Origin of the sequence: Marinobacter sp., assembly GCF_048266785.1 — a bacterium.
Classification (GTDB): Bacteria; Pseudomonadota; Gammaproteobacteria; order Pseudomonadales; family Oleiphilaceae; genus Marinobacter.
In genome coordinates this window covers 314,398-333,043 of record NZ_JBLWYX010000002.1, presented here as the reverse complement: position 1 = coordinate 333,043, position 18,646 = coordinate 314,398, and the positions used below count along the sequence as shown (strand labels likewise).

Sequence of the window (18,646 nt, the reverse complement as noted above, 5' to 3'; positions counted from 1 at the left end):
CCCTCTGCACCACTGGCATTACTGGCTTGTGGCGCCTTCAATGGCACTCTCAATGGCAATCTCAATGGCGCTCTCAACCGCACTCCCAATGGCGTTCTCGATGACACTCTAGCGCCCCCGCAGAAACAACTTGTCCAGCTCTGCCAGAGAAACGAGCGTCCAGGTGGGGCGCCCGTGATTACACTGCCCGCTGCGTTCCGTTGCTTCCATATCTCGTAACAGAGCGTTCATTTCCGGAATGGTCAACTGGCGATTTGCCCGCACAGAACCATGACACGCCATGGTGCCCAGGAGCTCATGGGTAACGGCTTCGACCCGATCACTTTGGCCGTGCTCAATCAGGTCCGATAACACGTCCCGCACGAGTTGCTCTGTATCGGCGCCCCGCAACAGCGCCGGTGTCTGACGAACGGCGAGCGTCTCCGGCCCGATACGTTCGATCTGCAGCCCGAGCTGTTGCAGCTCTTCTCCGTGGGTTTCCGCCAACGCAGCCTCTTTCTGGCTTACTGCAAGAGAAAGCGGTACCAGCAAAGGTTGGCTTTTTAGATCCTGCTCTGCCAGTGCACGTTTCATTCGTTCGTAGGTGATGCGCTCATGGGCCGCGTGCATATCGACTACGATCATCCCGGCACTGCCTTGAGCCAGCACGTAAATGCCATGCAACTGGGCAATGGCATAACCCAGAGGCGGCTCCTCATGACCGTCCGCGTCAGCCGGATGATTCAGCGGCGACGAGTATGCTGCATCATTACTCCCAAACGACCCCGGCTCTTGCCGGGCACTGACACCACCGCCACGGAGGGATTGATACAAGCCCATCTGATCACTGGCTCGCCATTCCTGCTGTGGCGTTACCTGCCCTCCAAAACCGGTACCTGGAGCGTGACTGCCGGTCGAAGGCATCGCTGGCTGCCCGTTCCACGGCTGGCGCTCGCCTTGCGCTGCCCCGGTGGCCATCGCCTCTTCCTGCCCCGCAGTCTCGCGACCGAAAGATTGGGCAACTGCTCCCCGAAAATGGTCATCCGGCCGCACATCTGCCAGAGCCTTGTGCAGCGTACGGAAGATAAAATCATGAACCAGGCGACCATCACGAAAGCGCACTTCGTGCTTGGTCGGATGCACGTTGACATCAACGGTGGCGGGATCAACTTCAAGGTAGAGGACAAACGCCGGGTGACGGTTATTGTAAAGCACATCGCGGTAAGCCTGGCGTACCGCGTGAGCAACCAAACGGTCACGGATTACACGTCCGTTGACAAAGAAATACTGCAGATCGGCCTGGCTGCGGGAGAAAGTGGGCAGTGCTACCCAGCCCCACAGGCGCAAACCGGTGGCTTCTGCGTCAATTACCACCGTGTTGTCGATAAACTTCTGCCCGCACAGAGCGCCAATGCGGCGCTCCCTGTCCAGCATGGATTCCGCTGGCCGGAGGTTCTGAACAACACGCTGGTTGTGCCGCAGGCTAAAGCCCGCATCGAATCGGCTAAGCGCCTGACGCCGCACGCATTCTTCTACATGATTGAATTCGGTTTTTTCGGTACGCAGAAACTTGCGCCGCGCCGGAGTATTGAAAAACAGATCGCGGACTTCAACGGTTGTGCCGACGGGATGTGCAGCTGGCGAGATTCGGGCATCCATGTCACGCCCCTCGACTTCCACCCGGGAAGCCGCTTCCTGCCCCTCTGTGCAAGAGGTCAACGCAAGGCGCGACACAGAACTGATACTGGCCAGAGCTTCTCCCCGGAAACCGAGGGACGCTACGGATTCCAGATCATCAAGACTGGCAATTTTGCTGGTGGCATGGCGACTGAGAGCCAGAGGCAAGTCATCTTCAGCGATACCGCTGCCGTCATCGCGCACCCGGATCAGCTTTACGCCGCCCTGCTCCACTTCAACATCAACGCGGTCTGCGCCCGCATCGAGCGCGTTTTCAACCAATTCCTTGACGACAGATGCAGGGCGCTCAACCACCTCGCCCGCGGCAATCTGGTTCGCCAGCCGCGGCGAGAGCAATCGGATGGAGGGCATATTTCGGAACTACCTCTTGTTCAGGATGAGGGAATACGAATGGTTTGCCCTACCATAACACGGTCGTTCCTCAGGCCGTTAAACTGCATCAGCTCACTGACGGTGGTCTGGTTTTCCCGAGCCAACCCTGAGAGCGTGTCGCCGCTCCGCACCCTGTACTGGCTGACGCGACCGCCACCCTGGCGATTCTGTTTCTGCCATGCCAGCAAAGTTCCGGGCGGGGGCGTTTTACGAAAGTACTCATCAACACCGTTCATGATGGCGCCAGCCAGTTTGCGGCGGTACCAGTCCGTAGCCAGATTTTTCTCTTCCTGGGGATTGGAGATGAACCCCGCCTCTACAAGAATCGAGGGGATATCCGGTGACTTGAGCACCGCAAATGCAGCCTGCTCCACGCCAGGCTTATGCAAATGAGCCACGCTGTTGAGCTTGCCAAGTATCGAACTCCCTACACCCAGACTGGCGTTGATACTGGCCGTCATGGACAGGTCAAGCAATACGCCCGCCAGCATGTCATCACGCCCATCAAGAGACACACCTCCTGTTCCGCCGATGAGGTCAGAGCGATTTTCACTCTGCGCAAGCCAGCGCGCCGTTTCACTGGTGGCACCGCGCTCAGACAGCGCAAACACTGAAGCGCCTTTAGGCCGAGGAGTCCGGAACGCGTCCGCATGCACCGATATAAAAAGGTCGGCGCTGTATTTGCGGGCCAGAATGGTGCGATTCCGCAGCCCGATATAGTAGTCTCCGGTGCGGGTAAGCTTGGCGGTATAACCCGGCTGTTTGTTGATCATATCCTCAAGAATATGAGCCATTTTCAGGACGACATCTTTTTCCCGGGTTCCCCTTGGTCCTATGGCACCCGGATCTTCTCCGCCGTGGCCTGCATCAATAACCACGATTACATCGCGCTTGCCGGCTGAGTTGTGGGTTACCGTTGGCTTGGTCGCCTTTTCCAGTCGGCTGCCACTTTCATCAATGAGGTCAAGCACAAGGCGATGCCCATACTGCTGATTGGGCTCCAACTGAAAGCTTCTGGGTTTGATATCGCTGGCAAGGTCAAGAACCACTCGCAGATCGGTACCATTACGCGTCGCACTGCGGATGCGTTTTACAGGGCTGCCTGTCAGATCAAGTTTCCCAAAGTCCGTTTTCAACCGGGTGTTTTTCAGATCAATCACCAGGCGCGACGGGTTGCTCAGAGCGAACATGTCGTGATCGACCTTGCCCGCCGTATCCAGCACCAGACGGGTGTGGTCGGGCGCCGGCCAGATGCGGATACCCTCAACCTGGGTTCCGGCGTGAGCCAGCGTGGTTGCCGCCGCCAGCCACAGTGTCATCACGGCCACCAGGGTTGTCATTGTCAGCTCGAGTCTTTTCATACGGCTTGCCTGTTTATCTGGTTTCGGTCAATCAATGGCCCGGCCCGATCAGTTCCAGCTCGTTCAGAAGTGATGCGCCCAACTCAGAGCGCGCCCCGACAACTGCCGAACGGCCTTCGCCCTGATATTCAAGATGGATTTCGAGATCCGGTGGCGGCAAAAGCCCGTCACCCCGTTCCGGCCATTCAATAAGACAGAGGCTGTGGCCGCTGAAGTAATCCCGAATACCCATGTATTCAAGCTCCTCAGGGTCGCCCAGCCGATACAAATCAAAATGATAGGTCGGCGGGGTCAAGTCTTCGTATGGCTCAACAAGCGTATAAGTCGGGCTCTTCACCGCGCCCTCATGTCCGAGACCTTTGATAATGCCCCGGCTGAGCGTGGTCTTGCCCATTCCGAGATCGCCTTCGAGAAATATCGTCAGCCCCTGGTCTGACTTTTTTGCCAGACGAGCCAGTTCACGGCCCAGCCTTTCGGTCTCGGCCTCGTCTTCCAGAAACAGCCTGCGCTCGTTCCCGAAAATGCTCATTCCCCCTCCTCGCTGCCGCCACTGACCGGCTCAGCTTCCCGGAAAACTCGCGGTAGTGCCTCAATCACGTCGGTGGGTATCAACCCCAAATATCCTTTGTCAGCCGAAGCTCTGCAGGCGGCCTCAAGATGTACCACGGCCCCCAAAACGGCAGCGTGGAGAGGTGAATCCTTCATCTGCGCATAAAGCGCACCGGTGATTCCCGATAGCACATCTCCCATGCCCCCGGTCGCCATACCCGGATTACTGCCGCCGGCAACATCCACAGTGTCCGCGCCGGATGCGATAATTGTCCCTGCCCCCTTGAGCAAGATCACACCGCCGTAGAGGGATTGCAGCTTATTGGCCGCCGCCATACGATCCGCCTCTATTTCCGGAACCAGGCAATTCAGCAGTCTTGCCGCCTCTCCCGGGTGCGGCGTCAAAATCTGATTGCTGACAGGCATTGCGACCCGGGACGAAAGCAGATTCAGGGCATCAGCATCCAGAACGCGAGGTTTACCGCTTTCAACCACCTGCTGCAGCATCTGCTGCCCCCAGGCGCCCTGACCCAACCCTGGCCCACAGACCACTACCGACGCGGCATCCAGCAGTGCTGGCAGTTCCGAGCCATGCGTCAGGCCGTGAACCATGACCGACGGGCATCGCGCCAAGGCGGCCGTCATGTGCTCAGGACGCGTCGCCAGCGAAACCAGCCCGGCACCTGAACGCGCCGCCGCTTCTGCAGCCAGCAATCCGGCGCCTCCAAACCCGCGGTCTCCTGCCACAATCAGAACATGACCAAAGCGGCCCTTGTGTGCGTTTGCCGGGCGAACAGGCAACCAGTCGCGAACGGAAGGCCAGTGTCGAAGCCTGGCTATCGGGCTCTCGCCGCTATCGGCGACGCCGACACTAACATTCAGCGCTTCAAAAACCACATCGCCACACACTGCAGCACCCTGACCGGTATACAGACCGGCCTTGCGTCCGATAAACGTGACGGTCATGGCAGCCTGCACTGCCTCGCCCTTGGCAGCGCCAGTGGTGGCATTCAGCCCGGATGGCAAATCCACCGCCAGCACAGGAAGCCCGGAGCGGTTGCATTGTGCAATCACCGCAGCAAATGGCTCTCTGGGCGCACCGGAAACACCGGTACCGAGCATTGCATCAACAATCAATGTTGCTGTCTCAAACAACCCCTCCAGCTCTGACTCGCCGATATCCGCCAGCTCCAGAACCTCCACACCATCCGCGACAGCCTTTTGCCACGCCTTGCGGGCATCTCCACTCAATTTTTCCGTGGGGGCAACTGCAACACAGTGCACAGTGAAACCGTGCCGAACGGCATTTGCCGCTATCAGATATCCATCGCCACCGTTATTGCCCGCGCCACACAGTACCAGCAAGGGTTCCATACCGGGCCAGCGCATAACCAGCCGGCGAAATGCCGCGCGGGCTGCAGACTGCATCAGTTCAAAACCGTCAACGCCCTGATGTTCAATCACATACTGATCAATGCGGCGCACAGAATCGGCGGAAAACAGCGCATCTGATAAACTGCCTCCAGCGTGCTGTGGCATGAGCCTTTGCTCCCGTTACAGAAACCGGTTTAAGAAAATTGGCCAGCTATCTGTAAAGCATAGCAAAACCTCGGAAAAGGTCATAACTTAATCAAATTAAATCTCCGTACCCTTCCCTTTAAAAGTAGGGTATAAACAATGGCATCTATGAGCAAGACAGAAACTGATACGCCGATAGCACCGGAACTGGCTGATTTACCGGCACTTATCTGGCAATGGGCCGGGGACCTCGGGTTTTCGGATGCGGGCATCACGACGGCTGATACCGGTGAACATGCCCGGCACCTGCAGGAATGGTTGAACAAGGGTTATCAGGGCGAGATGGAGTACATGGGCCACCACGGGGATAAACGCTACACCCCGAAGTCTCTGGTGCCAGGCACAACCCGCGTCATCTCTGTACGCATGGATTACATGCCCACGCCTGACAGCCCGAAAGAAGCACTCACTAACCGGGAAAACGCCTACATTACTCGCTACGCCCTTGGCCGTGATTACCACAAGCTGATCCGCAAGCGGCTGGCAACCCTGGCGAAAAAGATTGACGAGGTCGTAAGCGGATATGACCACCGGGCCTTCGTAGATAGCGCGCCTGTGCTGGAGCGAGCGCTCGCTCAAAGGGCGGGTCTGGGCTGGATCGGCAAGAACAACATGTTAATTCACCCGAAGGCCGGGTCATTCTTTTTTCTTGGCGAAATATTCACCAGTGCACCTCTGCCAGTAGACCCCGCCTTTGAAACTGACCACTGCGGTAGCTGTTCGGCTTGTCTGGACCTGTGCCCGACCAATGCTTTTGTGGGGGCGCACAATTTGGACGCCCGGCGCTGCATCAGTTATCTCACCATTGAACTCAAAGGCAGTATCCCGGAGGAGCTGCGCTCGCTAATGGGCAATCGGGTTTTTGGCTGCGATGATTGTCAGCTCGTTTGCCCTTGGCAGAAATTCAAGAAACCCACCCGTGAAGATGACTTTCAGCCCAGGCATGGCTTGAACAATAGTTCTCTGGCGGAGTTGTTTTTATGGACTGAGGAGCAGTTCCTGAAGCGCACCGAGGGCTCGGCTATTCGCCGCACCGGATACGAGGGCTGGTTGCGCAATCTGGCGGTTGGGCTGGGCAATGCGCCTTCGACCATTCCGGTCATTGAGGCTCTTAAACAGCGCGCGGACTATCCTTCGGAATTGGTCCGCGAGCATGTTCAATGGGCTTTGGCGCAACACGGTTTATAGTTTGAAGAAGTGCTCGCGGTAGTGGCGCAGTTCGTTGATTGAATCGCGGATGTCGTCCAGTGCCAGGTGGCTGCCCTGTTTCTTTACACCTTCCAGCACATCCGGGCGCCAGCGGCGGGCCAGCTCTTTTACGGTAGAGACGTCAAGGTTGCGGTAGTGGAAGAAGTCTTCCAGTTCGGGCATGTATTTCACGAGGAAGCGGCGATCCTGGCCGATGCTGTTGCCACACAGCGGGGATTTGCCTTTTTTCATGTATTCTTTGAGGAAGGCGAGGGTTTGCTGTTCGGCTTCGGCTTCTGAAACTTTGCTTTCGCGGACGCGTTTGGTGAGGCCGCTTTCGCCGTGGGTCCGGGTGCACCATTCGTCCATGGCGTCGAGCAGGCTATCGGGTTGATTAATCGCGACAACCGGGCCTTCAGCCACCAGATTCAGTTCTGAATCGGTGATGATGGTGGCCATTTCGATGATGCGTTCTTTTTCCGGATCAAGGCCGGTCATTTCCAGATCAATCCATACCAGATGGGTGCCTGCAGACATTCTGCTTTCCTCATTCATCAAACATCGGTGGTGGGTGGGGCTGCCTTTCACCTACCGGGAACCGCTACAAGCACATCCATGTGCACTTGACTCCGGCCATCCATGGCCTCCGACATTCCCGGTAGGTGAAAGGCAGCCCCACCCCGTAATTTGGTGTTATATCGCGCGTGAACCAGCCAGATTAAAGCCGATCAGGCTTTATTACCGTATGATGGCACAGCAACGTCACCACTTTCATCCGTGTTAACTGAGACCCTATGGCAAAACGGCAACTGAACAAGCAACAGCAATTCCGGATCAAGAAGGTTCAGGAGGAACGTGCGGCCCGCGCAGCTCGCAAGGAGAAGTCGGTTCAGGCGCAGGCTGAAGCCGGTGAACTGGGGCCTGAGCAGGAAGGGTTGATTATTGCCCACTACGGGCAACAGCTTGATGTGGAAGCCTTGGAGGGTGACCGCAAAGGCGATGTTGTGCGCTGCTTTGTTCGGGCGAATATCGATAGCCTGGTGACGGGTGATCGGGTTGTCTGGCGGCCTGGCAAGAATGAAACGGGTGTGATTGTTGCCCGCTGTGAGCGTGAGAATCTGCTGCAGCGGCCGGATAATTTTGGTGCGGTGAAGCCTGTGGCGGCGAATATTGATCACATTATTCTGGTGATCGCGCCGGAGCCGGAGCCCCATGACAATTTGATTGACCGGTATCTGGTGGCCTCTGAGATCACGGATATTCCCGCGGTTATCCTGCTGAATAAAACGGATCTGATCACGGATCAAAACCGGGGCCAGATTGATGCTCTGCTGGCGCGCTATGCGGAACTGGGTTATGAGATTGTGCGCACTTCTGCGGTGCAGTTTGATGGTGGGCCTTCGCCGGAGGTTGAGGCGCTGGTGAAGGACAAAACCAGTGCCTTTGTGGGTCAGTCAGGGGTTGGCAAGTCGTCGATTATTCAGACGCTGATGCCGGATGAGGCGATTCGCGTGGGTGCGGTTTCTGAAAGCACCGGCAAGGGTGTTCATACCACGACGACGGCAAAGCTGTTTCACCTGCCGATGGGCGGCGATCTGATTGACTCTCCAGGCATTCGGGAATTCGGCCTCTGGCATATGTCGCCGCAGGAAATCGAATATGGGTTTCGTGAGATTCGCGAGGTGATCGGCTACTGCAAGTTCCGCAACTGCCGACACATGGGTGACCCGGGGTGTGCCATTGATGCGGCAGCTGACGCGGGCAAACTGAGCCCGGAGCGGCGGCGAAGCTTTCACCGCATTCTTCAGGATATGGCGGAGCAGCAGTCTCGGGGCCTGAAAGCCGATTAAACGGCTATGGCTATACTCCGCAGCCTACCAGTTGAGTTCACCCGGTGCAGGCTTGGTGTTTTCCTTCAGCCAGTCGCCGCTTTCCAGGTTTTCCATGGCTTTTTCCTGTTCTTCTTCAGAAGGCACCGTAAGGTCAATCAGCGGGGCACCCTGGGCGCTGGCGCTGCTGTGGATACTGTTCACGGTTTTCTTGTTAAGCACGATGATGGAAATTCTGCGATTCACGGGCGCTGTGGGCTCGTTCTGATCCAACAGCACGGAATCACTCAGCCCCACCACTCTTGCGATCTGCTGGGCGTGCACGCCACCAGCAACCAGAGCACGGCGGGCGGTGTTGGCTCGGTCTGCTGAAAGTTCCCAGTTGGTGTATCCGGGGCGACCGCCAAACGGTGTGGCATCGGTGTGGCCGGTAATGCTGAGCCTGTTGTCCACTGAGCCGAGGGTTTTTGCCAGTTCGAACAGAATTTCCTGCGAGTAGTATTTCAGCTCGGCTTTACCGCTATCGAACATCGGGCGGCCAGAACGGTCAACTATCTGGATTCGCAGACCTTCGTCAGTAATATCAATCAACAACTGGTCCTTGAACTCTTGCAGCGTTTCGTTCTCTTCTATTCGCTGTTTCAATTCCTGAAACAGCTCTTCCATACGACGCTGCTCAAGCGATTCTGAGAGAGTGTCCACCACATTATCATTGATCGCAATCTGGCCTGGCTCAATATTCGGGCTGGCTTCGTTAACCACGGAAGCGCTGCCCTCAAGATCCACGGGGCTGGGAGACCCGCCTTCTGTAAAGCCGACCGGGTCACGAAAATAGCCCTCCACGGCTTTTATCTGTTCCGGGGATGCGGTTGCCGTCAGCCAGAGCACAAGAAAGAACGCCATCATCGCCGTTGCAAAGTCGGCAAAAGCCACTTTCCAGGAGCCACCATGGTGGCGTGCGGCAATGACCTTTTTACGCTTGATGATTATCGGCTGCTGTTCCAAAAGTCCGCTCCTGGGTGTGGGGTCAGAGAGCAAGCTGCGCTATTTGGCGCGCACATGGTCATTCAGTTCCTGAAAACCAGGGCGTTTGTCTGTGGGTAGTGCTTTACGACCAAACTCGATGGCCATCTGGGGTGCCTGCCCCGAAACCGTGGCAACGATTGCGGACTTAACGCACTCGTAGGCTTTGAGTTCGTATTTCGCAGCGTGTTCCATGGCGATGGAGGTGGGTCCCACAAAGCCGTATCCCATCCAGATACCCAGGAAAGTTCCCACCAGCGCCGCTGCCACACTCAGGCCAATGCGCTCGGGCCCCTCGCTCAGGAAGTTCATGGTGATAACAATGCCAAGCACCGCCGCCACAATACCAAGGCCCGGCAAGGCATCCGCAATTTTATTCACGGCGTGGGCAGGTTCTTCAAGTTCGTGCTGGCGGCTATAAATTTCGTTCTCCATCATACCTTCCAGCTCATGGGTGGCCATGTTCCCGGCACTGATAATTCTCAGATAGTCGGTAATGAAGGCAAGCAGTTCTTTTGATTTCATAATCGCCGGATAGCGACTGAAAATCTGGCTGGATTCCGGATTGTCGATATCTTCTTCAATGGACATAACGCCCTGCTTGCGGGATTTATCGAAAATCTCATACAGCATACTCAGCAAATCCATGTAATAGGGCTTGTTGAACGGGGAGCCGGTCAGCAGGCGCAAAATGCTGGCGAACACCTCCTTCACGGTATGCAGCGGGTTGGCAATCACAAAAGAGCCGATGGCTGCACCGAAGATAATGAGCAGCTCTGTCGGTTGCCACAGCACCATAAGGTTGCCGCCATGGAGAACGTACCCACCAAGGACACTGGCAATGACAATAATCGAGCCAATAATAAGTAGCATAGGAAGAATGTAAGCCTTTTTATTGAGGTAGCGGTTAGTGCCGGTAATGATCAGGCATTTTCTGGCCTGATCATAGCAAGCCCCCGCATTATCCGCGAAGCCATGAAACAATTTCTATACATACCGGTGGCTGCGCAACACTCCTGCCACAGTATTTGGTAAACTTATCGCTTTTGAGCGCAGAGGATCCCTTTAAATGTTCGACAAGCTGTTTATCCTGAGCCAGTACGTGACGCCGCAACTTGCGGTTTCACGCCTGGCCGGTCGCCTGGCAGATGATGATCACAACCCAGCGCTCAAAAACCGGGTCGTAAAATGGTTTGTGAAGCGCTATGGCGTAGACATGAGCGAAGCCGCCGAGCCGGATCCAACGGCGTATTCCAGCTTTAATGATTTTTTCACCCGGGCACTGAAGCCCGGCATTCGCCCCGTTGCCGAGGGGGATAAGACGTTTGTAAGCCCTGTAGATGGTACCATTAGTCAACTTGGGCCTGTGTCCGGTGACCGGATCTTCCAGGCCAAGGGCCAGTCGTTCAGCCTGATTGAGCTGCTTGGTGGTGACACACATCGAGCAGAGGCTTTCAATGAGGGCGCATTTTCAACGATTTACCTCTCTCCCAAGGATTACCACCGCGTTCACATGCCATTGGCAGGTAAGCTGCGGGAAATGGTTTACGTTCCGGGCAAGCTGTTTTCGGTAAATCCGGCCACTGCGGAGAATGTTCCCAATCTGTTCGCCCGCAATGAGCGGGTTGTCTGTATTTTTGATACAACTGCTGGGCCTATGGCGCTGGTTCTTGTGGGCGCGATGATTGTGGGTAGCGTGGAGACGCCTTGGGCAGGGGTTGTTGCGCCCAATAGCAGTGGCGTGAAGGCGATCACCTATGAAGGCGAGAGTGCTATTTCGTTTGCTAAAGGCGAGGAAATGGGGCGCTTTCGCTTGGGCTCTACGGTGGTGATGGTTATGCCTAAGGGCAGTGTTAGCTGGGATGCTGAGCAGGTTGCGGGGAAGCGGGTTCGCATGGGTGAGGCATTTGGGCGGGTTGAGGCTTGATTTCGCCCCGCCCTCTCTTAAAGCTGAGCCTTTGAGTCCGGCACTGTCGGAGGGTTGACTCCGAAACACGCTGTGAATACGTCCGTGTACGCTCGGCTCCGCCATCCATGGCTCCGCACGGTTTCGGAGTCAACCCTCCGACAGTGCCCTGTGTCTTTTGTACAGCTTTTAAGCTCTCTCTAGTGGGAATGCCAGAACATCTGCTATGGCGCGGGTCCCCATTTTCAACATCAGCAGGCGATCAAGCCCCAGGGCCACACCTGAACAGTCGGGCAAGCCATATTCAAGGGCAGCCAGGATGGCTTCATCAACGTCCATTTCGATTTTCCCAGCCGCTTTCCGCGAGCAGTTATCTGCCTCGAAACGGGCGCGCTGTTCGTCTGCGTTGGTGAGCTCCCAGTAGCCGTTGCATAACTCCAGGCCGTCTATATAGAGCTCGAAGCGATGGGCTACGTCGAAGCCGTCAACGTTGGAGATTCTGGCCAGTGAGGCTTGGGAGGCCGGGTATTGATTGATGAATACCGGAGTTCCTTTGCCGAGGTTGGGCTCGACGGCGAAGCCCATCAGTAAGTCGAGGCAGCCGTCGCGACTGAGATCTTGCAGCTGTTCGGGTTCGAGCCACTGCCGGCAGCGTTGGCGCAGGTCGCTTTCCGCTACCACAAAGGGGTCGATGTCGACCCAATCGATCATGGCCTGGCGGTAGCTTGTTACCTTTGGCTGCGGGCATTCCAGCCAGCCGCATACCAGGTCGGAGACCTCTGTCATCAGAGCTTCATCGTCAAAACCCGTGCGATACCATTCCAGCATGGAAAACTCGGGGTTGTGGCGGCTGCCGCGTTCGCCGTTGCGGAAGACTTTCGAGATTTGGTAGATGGAGCCAGATCCTGCGGCCAGCAGGCGTTTCATGTGGTACTCCGGGGAGGTTTGCAGCCAGCCGCCCTTGATGCCCCGAGCATCTATTTGTGCGGATATACCGTCGAGGTTGGGCTCTGTTACGCCGCAGCGGCCCAGCACCGGGGTTTCGACTTCCAGTAGGTCCCGCTGCGCAAAAAAGCCGCGCACAAAGGCTGATTGTTGTGCGCGGCTTTTCAGGGCTGCCCGGGAGGCAGTGGGCTGCCAGTCACGCCGGTTTTTCATGTTGAAATCAGCTGCTTTTCACCCGGTTCATATACTCACCCGAGCGGGTGTCGACCTTGAGCACTTCGCCGATGGTGATAAACAGCGGTACGCTTACCACTGCACCGGTAGACAGGGTTGCGGGCTTGGAGCCGCCCTGGGCGGTATCGCCTTTCATGCCGGGGTCGGTTTCAACCACTTCCAGTTCGACAAAGTTTGGCGGGGTTACTGTCAGGGGTGCACCGTTGTACAGAGTGACGGTGTAGACGTCCTGTTCTTTCAGCCATTTGATCGTGTCGCCGACCGCTTTTGCGTCTGCAGCGTATTGCTCGAAGGAGCCGTCGGTGAGCATGAAGTGCCAGAATTCCCCGTCGGTGTAGAGGTATTCCATATCCTGGTCCATCACGTCGGCTGCCTCGAGACTTTCACCAGACTTGAAGGTGCGTTCCCAAACCCGGTTGCTCATCAGGTTGCGAAGCCTGACACGGTTGAAGGCCTGGCCTTTACCGGGCTTTACAATTTCGTTCTCGAGGATAATACAGGGGTCGCCATCCAGTAATACTTTAAGACCGCCGCGAAATTCGTTGGTAGAATATGAAGCCATGAAATGTCCACCTGCCAAAATGCTGTTTAAAATTCAAAGGCGGCTATGATACAGCGAACCCCTGCCTCTATAGAAGCCCGGCTTTCAGATGATGACAACCGGAGCTGGCAACAGTTACTTTCCGACTCGATAACTTCGCCACGGGAACTGCTGGCGCGGCTGGACTTGCCTGCGGAGACCTGGCTGAAGGGCGCAGAAGCTGGCCATCGATTGTTTTCTGTCAGGGTTCCAGAGCCTTTTCTGGCACGAATGGAAAGAGGAAATCCGTCAGACCCATTGCTACGACAAGTCCTTCCACTGGGGCTTGAAACCAACGCTGCCGAGGGTTTCGTTACCGATCCATTGCAGGAAGACGGCGCGATACAAACCACGGGGCTGATTCGAAAGTACCGCAGTCGGGCTCTGCTTATGGTGACCGGCCAGTGTGCGATTAACTGCCGCTACTGTTTTCGTCGCCACTTCCCCTACGACGAGCAGCGCCTTAGCCCGTCCGACCGGCAACGTGTGCTTGATGTGCTCGTCGCATCTCCGGAAATCAATGAAGTCATTTTCAGCGGCGGCGACCCGCTGGCGGTTAACGACCATTTATTGGCCCAATGGGCATCAGCCATCAGCAGCATTCCTCACATCCGCCGTATACGGCTTCATACCCGCCTCCCGGTAGTTATACCGCAACGAGTGTGTGGTGCACTGCTCAAGTGGATCAATAGTACGCCCGTGCAGATTATAATGGTGCTGCACGTCAATCACCCGGCAGAGATGGATCGGACTACCCGACGCGCTCTGGGCTATCTTCGCGCAGCCGGAGTAACCCTGCTGAATCAGAGCGTGATCCTCAGGGGCGTCAATGATCATGCGGACGTACTTGAGCAACTGAGTGAAACGTTATTCGACGCCGACGTTCTGCCCTACTACCTCCATGCGTTTGACCCGGTAGCAGGGGCCCAGCATTTTGACGTACCTGACGAGGAGGCCCGCCTGCTGGTTCGTGAGTTACTGTCCAGACTGCCGGGATTTCTGGTTCCACGGCTGGTTCGCGAAGTTCCTGGAAAGGCAGCCAAGACACCCATAGATCTGTATTCGGAAGCGCTCTAATCGTGTTTATGCAAAGCTGGCCCGATTTCACATGTCAAACATTGTCAACACGCTACTTTCTCGCTTTCTTAGACTGGCTTGCTACTCTAAAGTCCAGTACCGTCTATTTTGTAAAAAATGTATTTACGGTGTTTTTCTGGTGAACTGACATGCCGAGCAACGTTTGTTGCGCTTGATGAAAGAGCCCGGAATACGAAACATTGTTCTGATATTGGCGCATATTCATGGAAGGCATGATCCTGAAACCAGATCTCCGTGTACCAGAGCAAAAAACAGCAAGTCTGTCGTTCTGTGATACAACGCCCAAGGCGTTCAGGGCCTGGATCAAGCAGCTCCCCATGGCCAATATTGGCGAGGTGTCGCGCCAGCTTTACCACGCGATTATTGAGCTCAACCATCTGTTTCTTGCGCCTCAAAACCGCCTGCAGTTCCTCGAGCTGATTCGTGAAAAGATTCACTTTGTCTGCAGCGAACTTTCCCGTCACTACCTTGGCCTTGCCGTGGCTCTGCCAGAGAAGCAACGTAAAATTGCCAACCTGTCGCAGGCTCTGCAGTTGCACTTGGCAAGTGGCTACAAGCTGTGCCTTCTCGAAGCGCTAGACAATGGCGGGCTGGAGAAAAACCGCAAACTGATTGCTACGGCCGTCCACCGGGCTACCTCCGAGCTTGCCTCGACCATCCTGAGATCTCATCAGCTCTATTGTCCGAGCCCGGCGCAAAGCTGGCTGGAATGTCATCGCATGTTCCGGTTTTCTCACCGCAATCAGCTTTCTGACGTAATCGTTGAAGACGGCACCCTGAGACAGGGGCGGGCAAGCACCGTGGCGGCCAGCTACAAGCGCCTTTTGCTTCTTGGCTGCGCGCGACCCAATCAGCTCAGACAGTCAGAACTGCTTCACGCCTACGAACTGTTCGAATCCTGGGCTGAGCAAACCCGCTGTGGACCTGAGATCGGGGAAGACACTCTTTTCGTTGTCAACATGGAGCGCGACAGCTCCCCAGTCTACAGAAGCCTGCTGGAGGCCAAGCCCGGGGAGGAAAGCTTCGGGTTCGATACCCGCGAGCTGGCAGCCGCCATTTCTGAGAATCTCGATGCCCGGCTTCGCCAGCTTCCAGCACCTGACACTCTGAAAATACCGGGCAATGTCAACGACACTCTGCTCACTCATCTGAGCCAGGCGCTGGGGATTCTGGCAAAGCGCAATTTCAACCGGATTGCCAGTCAAGGCACGCTGGAAGTATGTGTAGGACTTTCGGCAGCGCACTATTTTATTGCTGGTAAAAAGTCATTTACCGAGTTCGTAACCGGCAACGACAACAGCGATTCGAATGAAGAAAACGTTTTTGTCCGCAAGTCCCGCAAGCGCAACGACGCCTGGTCTCACGCCCATGACGCGTCCCCAAGCGATGAGCACTTGTATTCCGCTGACACACCCATCAATTTTCGCGGCAGCTTCGGGGATACAGCAGCGCCTGCAACCGACAGAAATCAACCCAGATCACACACAACACTGCTGGTGAATACCAGCCCCGGCGGCTACTGCGTCTCGTGGGAAACCAGTGTTCCTACGTCCATGCAGGCGGGCGAGATACTTGGGGTGCGAGAGCAACGCTCTCATCCATGGAGCATTGCCGTTGTTCGCTGGATCCGGCAGATCAGAAATCATGGCACTCAAATCGGCATCGAGCTGTTGGCACCTAGTGGTTCACCCTGCGGTGTGCGTCTGATCCAGAAAGTCGGCAGCAGCAGTGAATATCTGCGCGGTCTTATGCTGCCTGAGATCAGTGTCGCCAATCAGTCTGCTACCTTGATCACGCCCCGGCTGCCCTTCCAGCCCGGCAGCCGGATCTCCATACTGCATGATGGCAGGGAAGAACAGGGCCAGTTGTTGAAGCAGGTTTCTTCAACCGGCAGCATCAGCCAGTTCGAGTTGAAGCTTCACAATAATGTCGCAGCGTCGACGGTCGCATCCCCATCCACGTCACCTGCGACCAGTGAGGACGATTTCGATTCCTTGTGGCCATCTCTCTGAGCACTTCCGGCGCCTTCGTAAATCCGCTGGAGGCTTGTTATTAATCCTCAACCCCTGCATCATTCAGCGATAGTGACAGTCCGGTCTCGCAGTGCCTGCCAGTTCACAGTTTCTTGCAAGATACTGTATTTAAGGCGGAATTTTTCTGCCGGGGCCGGCTCAGCCAACCTGTATTATGAGACGCCTTAGGAATGCAGAAACAGAATGCTACCGTACACCTGCTGATCCTCGACCCTTCCCAGAATGATGCCGAATCCCTGGTAAGCCTGCTCAGAAATGCTGGCAGAGCGACTCGGGCGCACCGCATTACCTCCGAAGAGGATCTGGAAGAAGCGCTGAAAAACAGCAACTGGGATCTGCTTCTCGCCCGTGACATCGAGCAGGAATTCTCGGCCGATAGCGCTTTGGCCATGATCCGGCGCATGGACAAAGACATCCCGTGTCTGTTTCTGACAGAGGAAGAAAGTCGCGAAAGAACGGTGGCCGTCATGAAAGCTGGCGCCCAGGATACAGTGCAGTCCGGTCACAACGATCTGCTGATACTGAAAGCCAAGCGCGAGCTTGCAGCGCTTGAAGATCGCCGCTGCCGCAGAGCACTGGAGTCGCATCTGCGTGAAGCAGAGCAACGCTGCCAACTGCTACTGGAAAGCTCTAAAGATGCCATCGCCTATATCAATGACGGCATGCATATCTATGCAAACCAGTCTTACCTTGAGTTTCTGGGCTACGACGACATCGACGACCTGATGTGTGTCCCCGTGCTCGATACGCTAACGTCCGAAAGCCAGACCGACTACAAGACGTTTATGAAGTCTTTCGCAGAGAAGGGTGAAGATGGCATGACCATCAACTGCACTGCGAAGCGCAGCGATGATCATGAGCTGAACGTGACCATGTCGGTGTCCGGTGCAACTTACGATAGCGAAGTCTGTACCCAGATCGTGCTGCAGCCGGAACACAGCGATGCAGAGTTGGAGGAGAAGTTACGGGAAATCAGCAGCCAGGACCTCCTTACCGGCCTGTATAACCGGCAATATCTGATGAGAGAGCTTGAACAGGCCATCGCTAATGCCGGTAAAAACAACCAAACCGGTGCCTTGGCGTATATCGCTCTTGATAATTTTATAACCATGAAAGGCCAGGTAGGTATTTCCGGCGCAGATTTGCTGCTTGGAGACCTTGCCACTCTGCTGAAAAAGGAGGTCGCCGATGATCTGGTGCTGGCCCGACTCAGCGATGATGCATTCTGCCTTCTATGCCTGCCCGGTGATGAAAAATCCCTGGCTAGCCGATGTGAGGAGATTCGCAAAGCCGTCGATGAGCACCTGTTTGAAATCAACGGCCGCACGGTTCCATTGACCGTCAGTATCGGTGTTGCCTCTATTACCGAAAACTCGCCAAAAGCAGAAGAGCTTATGGCCCGGGCCCACACCGCATCATCAGACGTTCGCAAGCAGGAAGGCCAGGCTCAGGGCAACGGTGTCCGCGCCTACAACCCGGCAGACCATGAGGCGCTGGATGACAGCAGCTCCATAGAGGCAATACTGAAGGCGCTGGATGAGAGCCGTTTCCGGCTTCTGTTCCAACCTATCATCAACCTCCGCGGAGGGGGTGAAGAGCACTACGAAGCCTTCGTGAGGATGCTCGACCAGGATGACAAAGAAGTTTCACCCTACGATTTTCTTCCGCCCATGGGGCCCAGCGATACCGCCATCAAGATCGATCGCTGGGTTATCCTGCAGACGATCAGGCAGCTTTCAATCCATCGCTCCAGCGGCAACGATACCCGTTTGTTCCTCAACGTGACGGCTGAAACCCTGCAGGACAAAACCTTCACGCCATGGCTAAGCGTAGCGCTGAAGGCAGCACGCCTGCCAGGGGACGCCCTGATTTTCCAGATCCGCGAGTGCGACGCGAACAATTACATGAAGCAGGCCAAGGACTTCACCAAAGCCCTGCATCAGCTTCACTGCAAAGTATCCATTGCCCAGTTCGGCTGTGCACTGAATCCGTTCAATACTCTGAAACACATCGATACGGATTATGTGAAGATTGACGGCTCCTTCACTGAAGAAATTCAGAAGAATGATGAAGCCCGCGAGCAGTTAAAGGAAATGGTGAAGAGCCTGCAAAGCGCCGGCAAATTAACCATTGTTCCTCTGGTGGAAAACGCCGCTGTTCTTGCGACACTCTGGCAGGCGGGCGTAAATTACATTCAGGGGTATTATCTACAGGCTCCAGTACCGGAAATGAACTACGACTTCGGCGATAACTGAGTGCCGCGGTTTGAGAGA

General features: G+C 55.8%; 15 protein-coding genes. 6 read left to right on the top strand and 9 right to left on the bottom strand.

Annotated features, from left to right (window positions below; genetic code table 11):
* Positions 1–108: 108 nt before the first annotated feature.
* Genes mutL through ACN0V1_RS05005 form a run of 4 tightly spaced genes read right to left on the bottom strand, consistent with a single transcriptional unit; the run spans position 109 to position 5,498 of the window.
* Positions 109–2,028: a DNA mismatch repair endonuclease MutL gene (mutL, locus tag ACN0V1_RS05020; RefSeq protein ID WP_417543941.1), complete on the bottom strand. Its 1,920-nt coding sequence runs from the start codon at positions 2,026–2,028 to the stop codon at positions 109–111.
* A gap of 20 nt (positions 2,029–2,048) precedes the next feature.
* Entirely contained in the window at positions 2,049–3,389 is a 1,341-nt protein-coding gene (locus ACN0V1_RS05015; protein ID WP_417544050.1) for an N-acetylmuramoyl-L-alanine amidase, read from the bottom strand.
* Between the two features lie 52 nt (positions 3,390–3,441).
* Entirely contained in the window at positions 3,442–3,939 is a 498-nt protein-coding gene (gene tsaE / locus ACN0V1_RS05010) for a tRNA (adenosine(37)-N6)-threonylcarbamoyltransferase complex ATPase subunit type 1 TsaE (RefSeq protein ID WP_417543940.1), read from the bottom strand.
* Positions 3,936–5,498: an NAD(P)H-hydrate dehydratase gene (locus ACN0V1_RS05005; protein WP_417543939.1), complete on the bottom strand. Its 1,563-nt coding sequence runs from the start codon at positions 5,496–5,498 to the stop codon at positions 3,936–3,938. The genes tsaE and ACN0V1_RS05005 overlap by 4 nt, the downstream gene beginning before the upstream one ends.
* 147 nt (positions 5,499–5,645) lie before the next feature.
* Between ACN0V1_RS05005 and queG the strand changes: the two genes are divergently transcribed.
* Entirely contained in the window at positions 5,646–6,725 is a 1,080-nt protein-coding gene (queG, locus tag ACN0V1_RS05000; RefSeq protein ID WP_417544049.1) for a tRNA epoxyqueuosine(34) reductase QueG, read from the top strand.
* On the opposite strand, the gene orn is transcribed toward queG, so the two are convergent.
* A complete protein-coding gene (gene orn, locus ACN0V1_RS04995) occupies positions 6,720–7,262 on the bottom strand; it encodes an oligoribonuclease (RefSeq protein WP_417543938.1) in 543 nt (180 codons plus the stop codon). The two genes, queG and orn, sit on opposite strands and share 6 nt — an antisense overlap.
* Before the next feature lie 257 nt (positions 7,263–7,519).
* Between orn and rsgA the strand changes: the two genes are divergently transcribed.
* A complete protein-coding gene (rsgA, locus tag ACN0V1_RS04990) occupies positions 7,520–8,575 on the top strand; it encodes a small ribosomal subunit biogenesis GTPase RsgA (RefSeq protein WP_417543937.1) in 1,056 nt (351 codons plus the stop codon).
* Positions 8,576–8,599: 24 nt separating this feature from the next.
* Here the strand turns inward: rsgA and motB are convergent, their stop codons facing one another.
* Positions 8,600–9,559 (bottom strand): flagellar motor protein MotB, encoded by a 960-nt coding sequence (gene motB, locus ACN0V1_RS04985; RefSeq protein ID WP_417543936.1) that lies wholly within the window; start codon positions 9,557–9,559, stop codon positions 8,600–8,602.
* 39 nt (positions 9,560–9,598) lie between these two features.
* Positions 9,599–10,450 carry a flagellar motor stator protein MotA gene (motA, locus tag ACN0V1_RS04980; RefSeq protein ID WP_417543935.1) on the bottom strand — a complete coding sequence of 284 codons (852 nt, stop codon included), beginning with the start codon at positions 10,448–10,450 and terminating at the stop codon, positions 9,599–9,601.
* Between the two features lie 196 nt (positions 10,451–10,646).
* Between motA and asd the strand changes: the two genes are divergently transcribed.
* A complete protein-coding gene (gene asd, locus ACN0V1_RS04975; protein WP_417543934.1) occupies positions 10,647–11,504 on the top strand; it encodes an archaetidylserine decarboxylase in 858 nt (285 codons plus the stop codon).
* Between the two features lie 168 nt (positions 11,505–11,672).
* Here the strand turns inward: asd and epmA are convergent, their stop codons facing one another.
* Together epmA and efp are read right to left on the bottom strand one after the other, a co-directional pair.
* Positions 11,673–12,641: an EF-P lysine aminoacylase EpmA gene (gene epmA / locus ACN0V1_RS04970; protein ID WP_417543933.1), complete on the bottom strand. Its 969-nt coding sequence runs from the start codon at positions 12,639–12,641 to the stop codon at positions 11,673–11,675.
* 7 nt (positions 12,642–12,648) lie between these two features.
* The gene (efp, locus tag ACN0V1_RS04965; protein WP_144775687.1) at positions 12,649–13,224 is read right to left on the bottom strand and encodes an elongation factor P; all 576 of its coding nucleotides are present in this window, start codon (positions 13,222–13,224) and stop codon (positions 12,649–12,651) included.
* A gap of 45 nt (positions 13,225–13,269) precedes the next feature.
* On the opposite strand from efp, the gene epmB reads away from it, so the two are divergent.
* From epmB to ACN0V1_RS04950, 3 genes are all read left to right on the top strand, one after another.
* The gene (gene epmB, locus ACN0V1_RS04960) at positions 13,270–14,319 is read left to right on the top strand and encodes an EF-P beta-lysylation protein EpmB (RefSeq protein ID WP_417543932.1); all 1,050 of its coding nucleotides are present in this window, start codon (positions 13,270–13,272) and stop codon (positions 14,317–14,319) included.
* A 224-nt stretch (positions 14,320–14,543) separates the two neighbouring features.
* On the top strand, positions 14,544–16,352 hold the full coding sequence (locus ACN0V1_RS04955; protein WP_417543931.1) for a GTPase: 1,809 nt from the start codon (positions 14,544–14,546) through the stop codon (positions 16,350–16,352).
* A gap of 191 nt (positions 16,353–16,543) precedes the next feature.
* Positions 16,544–18,628 carry an EAL domain-containing protein gene (locus tag ACN0V1_RS04950; protein ID WP_417543930.1) on the top strand — a complete coding sequence of 695 codons (2,085 nt, stop codon included), beginning with the start codon at positions 16,544–16,546 and terminating at the stop codon, positions 18,626–18,628.
* Positions 18,629–18,646 lie beyond the last annotated feature (18 nt).